5 protein-coding genes and 1 tRNA gene are annotated in these 3,947 nt (G+C 68.5%); all 6 read left to right on the forward strand.

Translation table 11 applies throughout. From position 1 onward, the window contains the following. A partial coding sequence (locus A612_RS14565) for a lipoprotein insertase outer membrane protein LolB (protein ID WP_019375179.1) occupies nt 1–443 on the forward strand: 443 nt, incomplete at its 5' end. A gap of 13 nt (nt 444–456) precedes the next feature. Beyond that, nucleotides 457–1,305 (forward strand): 4-(cytidine 5'-diphospho)-2-C-methyl-D-erythritol kinase, encoded by an 849-nt coding sequence (gene ispE, locus A612_RS14570; RefSeq protein ID WP_019375180.1) that lies wholly within the window; start codon nt 457–459, stop codon nt 1,303–1,305. Nucleotides 1,306–1,345: 40 nt separating this feature from the next. Beyond that, nucleotides 1,346–1,422, forward strand: a tRNA-Gln gene (locus A612_RS14575). Between the two features lie 70 nt (nt 1,423–1,492). Next, on the forward strand, nt 1,493–2,458 hold the full coding sequence (locus A612_RS14580; protein ID WP_019375181.1) for a ribose-phosphate pyrophosphokinase: 966 nt from the start codon (nt 1,493–1,495) through the stop codon (nt 2,456–2,458). A gap of 120 nt (nt 2,459–2,578) precedes the next feature. After that, nucleotides 2,579–3,202: a 50S ribosomal protein L25/general stress protein Ctc gene (locus tag A612_RS14585; protein WP_019375182.1), complete on the forward strand. Its 624-nt coding sequence runs from the start codon at nt 2,579–2,581 to the stop codon at nt 3,200–3,202. Nucleotides 3,203–3,314: 112 nt separating this feature from the next. Then, entirely contained in the window at nt 3,315–3,935 is a 621-nt protein-coding gene (pth, locus tag A612_RS14590; protein ID WP_019375183.1) for an aminoacyl-tRNA hydrolase, read from the forward strand. Nucleotides 3,936–3,947 lie beyond the last annotated feature (12 nt).

The raw sequence follows: 3,947 nt of genomic DNA on the forward strand, positions 1-3,947 counted from the left end.
GCGCGCAGCCGCCCCGCCTCCGGGAAGGCCCGGCGCACGCCCTGGACCACTGGACCGGGCGCCTGGGCCTGCAGGTGGAAGGCGACGAGCACACGGCGCAATCCCTGAGCGCCGGCTTCGAGCTCTCCGGCTCGGCCGCGGCCGGCGCCCTGGCGCTCTACAACCCCCTGGGCAACCAGATCGCCCGGCTGCAATGGTCGGCCGCCGGGGCCTGGCTCGCTACCGCCGATGGCGAGCGCCATTCCGATTCGCTGCAAGCCCTGGCGCGCGAGCTCACGGGCACGGAGCTGCCCATCGGCGCGCTGTTCGACTGGCTGGCCGGCGCGCCGGCCGAGGCGCCGGGCTGGCAGGCCGACCTCTCGCGCCTGGGCGAAGGCCGCCTGGTCGCGACGCGCCACACGCCGCCGCCGCAGGCCGTGCTGCGCATCGTGCTCGACCGCTGAATCCGCGCCTGCCATGCACTCCCTGCACGACGTGCCGGCGCCGGCCAAGCTCAACCTGTTCCTGCACGTCACCGGACGGCGCGCCGACGGCATGCACCTGCTGCAGTCGGCCTTCATGCTGATCGACTGGAGCGATAGCCTGCACTTCGAGCGCAGGGTCGCCGGCGTGAGCCGCAGCGCCGAGGGCATGGAGCTGCCGCCCGACGACCTGTGCACGCGCGCCGCGCGGGCGTTGCAGCAGGCCAGCGGCCACCCGGGCGGCGTGCACATCCATGTCGAGAAGCGCATTCCCGCCCAGGCAGGGCTGGGCGGCGGCTCCTCGGATGCGGCGAGCACCCTGCTGGCGCTCAACCGCCTGTGGGGCCTGGGCCTGTCGCGCCGGCAGCTGCAAGCCATCGGCGCCACGCTGGGCGCCGATGTTCCGTTCTTCCTGGGCCGCACGAACGCCTGGGTGGAGGGAATTGGTGACATAATCCGTCCCCTTGAGAGGCAGCAACGCCTTGAGCCCGCACGCTTCGTGGTGGTCAAGCCCGAAGCCGGACTGGAAACCAAAGCCATTTTTTCCAGTCCGTTGCTCAAACGCGATTCAGAGCGTGCTACAATCTCGGACTTTGCTGCAGCGCCGTACAGTTTCGGAAGAAACGACCTGCAGACCGTCGCCCAGGCCCTGTGCCCCGAGGTCGACCAGGCCCTCCGCTGGCTTGGCTCCAAGGGACTTGCCGCCCGGATGACGGGCTCTGGAAGTGCGGTATTTGCGCAAATCCCACACGCGGTCGATCTGCACGATGCACCCGCAGCATGGCAGATCAAAGTGTGTGAGAATCTGGGGTTCCATCCGCTGGCCGGTTGGGCCACGGATTGAAGTGATACAAGGTGGGCTGGTCACGCCAGCCGACCTGTGTAGGGGAGTCGCCAAGTTGGTTAAGGCACCGGATTTTGATTCCGGCATGCGAGGGTTCGAGTCCTTCCTCCCCTGCCAAAACACTGCACACGTCCTGCGCCAGACACACACCCCGAGCGGGACCAGACCCCACACCGCCGAGCTGCTCATGCACGCCCATTCCTCCGACTTCATGGTATTTACGGGCAATGCCAATCCCGTGCTGGCTGCCGACATCGCCCGCTATCTGGGCACCACCCTCGGGGCGGTCGACGTGGGGCGCTTCTCGGACGGCGAGGTGACGGTCGAGATCAAGCAGAACGTGCGCGCCCGCGACGTGTTCGTGGTGCAGTCCACCTGCCATCCGACCAACGAGAACCTGATGGAGCTGCTCATCATGGTGGACGCGCTCAAGCGCGCCTCGGCCGAGCGCATCAGTGCCGTGATCCCCTACTTCGGCTATGCCCGCCAGGACCGCCGCCCGCGCTCCACGCGGGTGCCGATCTCGGCCAAGGTGGTGGCGAACATGCTGCAGGTGGTCGGCGTGGCACGCGTGCTGACCATGGACCTGCACGCCGACCAGATCCAGGGCTTCTTCGACATCCCGGTGGACAACATCTACGCCTCGCCGGTGCTGCTGGGCGACCTGATCCAGAAGGACTACGAGGACCTGATCGTCGTCAGCCCCGACGTGGGCGGCGTGGTGCGTGCGCGTGCGCTGGCCAAGCAGCTGGGCTGCGACCTGGCGATCATCGACAAGCGCCGCCCGAAGGCGAACGTGTCGGAAGTGATGCACGTGATCGGCGAGATCGAGGGCCGCAACTGCGTGATCATGGACGACATGATCGACACCGCCGGCACGCTGGTCAAGGCCGCCGAGGTGCTCAAGGAGCGCGGCGCGAAGAAGGTCTACGCCTACTGCACGCACCCCATCTTCTCCGGCCCGGCGATCGACCGCATCGCGGGCGGCAGCGCGCTGGACGAGGTGGTCGTGACCAACACCATCCCGCTGAGCGAGGCGGCGCGCGCCTGCGCCAAGATCCGCCAGCTGTCGGTGGCGCCGCTGATCGGCGAGACCATCCACCGCATCGCCAAGGGCGATTCGGTCATGAGCCTGTTCTCGGAGCAGAACTGAGCGCCCAGCGCGCCGGGAAGCTTCGGAGCATCCGCTGGCCCCGCCCATGCAAGGGTGCAGGGCCTTTTTCCAAGCAGTGGGCCGAGCTGGTCGCGGCCGGCCCCAACAGGAGTCTTCATCATGCAATTCGTCGCTTACGAGCGCGCCAAGCAAGGTACGGGTGCGAGCCGCCGCCTGCGCATCTCCGGCAAGGCCCCCGGCATCGTCTACGGTGGCAACGCCGAGCCCCAGATGATCGAGCTGGACCACAACGCCCTGTGGCACGCCCTCAAGAAGGAAGCCTTCCACTCCAGCATCCTGGACATGGAGCTGAACGGCCAGACCTCCAAGGTGCTGCTGCGCGACGTGCAGTTCCACCCCTTCAAGCAGCAGGTGCTGCACGTGGACTTCCAGCGCGTGGACGAGCGCACCCGCGTGCACCTGAAGGTGCCGCTGCACTTCGAGGGCGTGGAAGAGTCGCCGGCCGTGAAGCTGGAAGGCTGCACCGTGACGCCGGTGATGCACGAGCTGGACGTGGTGTGCATGCCGTCCCAGCTGCCCGAGTTCATCAAGGTCGACCTGAGCCAGCTGACGGCCAAGTCCTTCGTGGGCGTGCAATCGATCAAGCTGCCGCACGGCGTCAAGGCGGTGGTGCGCGGCTCGAACAAGAACCCCGCGCTGGTGTCGATCAAGCTGCCGGAAGTCGTCGTGGACGCCGCCGCTGCCGCTCCCGCACCCGCTCCGGCCAAGAAGGGCAAGAAGTAAGCTGCTTGCGCCTGCCGCACCGCCCGGGCGCGTCCGCCGCGCCCCGGCGAGACCAGGGCCCACTCCAGGTGGGCCTTTTTCTTGCCCGTCCGGCTGCTGAATAATCGGCACGATGATCAAGCTGTTTGTCGGCCTGGGCAACCCCGGGCCCGAATACGAGGGCACGCGCCACAACGCGGGCTTCCAGTGGGTGGACGAGGTGGCGCGGGCGCTGAAGGTGCAGCTCGTGCCCGAGCGCAGCTACTGGGGGCTGGCGGCGCGCGCGAACGTGCAGGGGCGGCCGGTGTGGCTGCTCGAACCCCAGACCTACATGAACCTGTCGGGCAAGTCGGTGGCGGCGCTGGCGCGCTTCTACAAGATCGCGCCGGACGAGATCCTGGTCGCGCACGACGAACTGGACTTCGAGCCGGGCGTGGTCAAGCTCAAGAAGGGCGGCAGCCACGGCGGCCACAACGGCCTGCGCGACATCCACGCGCAGCTGGGCGCCTCGGACTACTGGCGCCTGCGCATCGGCATCGGCCATCCGGGCCTGAAGTCGGAGGTGGTGGGCTGGGTGCTCAAGCGGCCGGCCCCGGCCGAGCGCGCGCTCATCGAGGAGGGCATCTCCCACGCCCTCAAGGCGCTGCCGGCAATGCTCGCGGGCGACATGGACAAGGCGACGCAGCTGGTGCACACCACCAAGCCGCCCCGGCCCAAGCCACCGCGCCCGCCCAGGGAGGCGGGCGGGGCCTGAGCAAGCGCCCCG

This window comes from Melaminivora alkalimesophila (assembly GCF_000282995.1).
GTDB lineage: Bacteria > Pseudomonadota > Gammaproteobacteria > Burkholderiales > Burkholderiaceae_C > Melaminivora > Melaminivora alkalimesophila.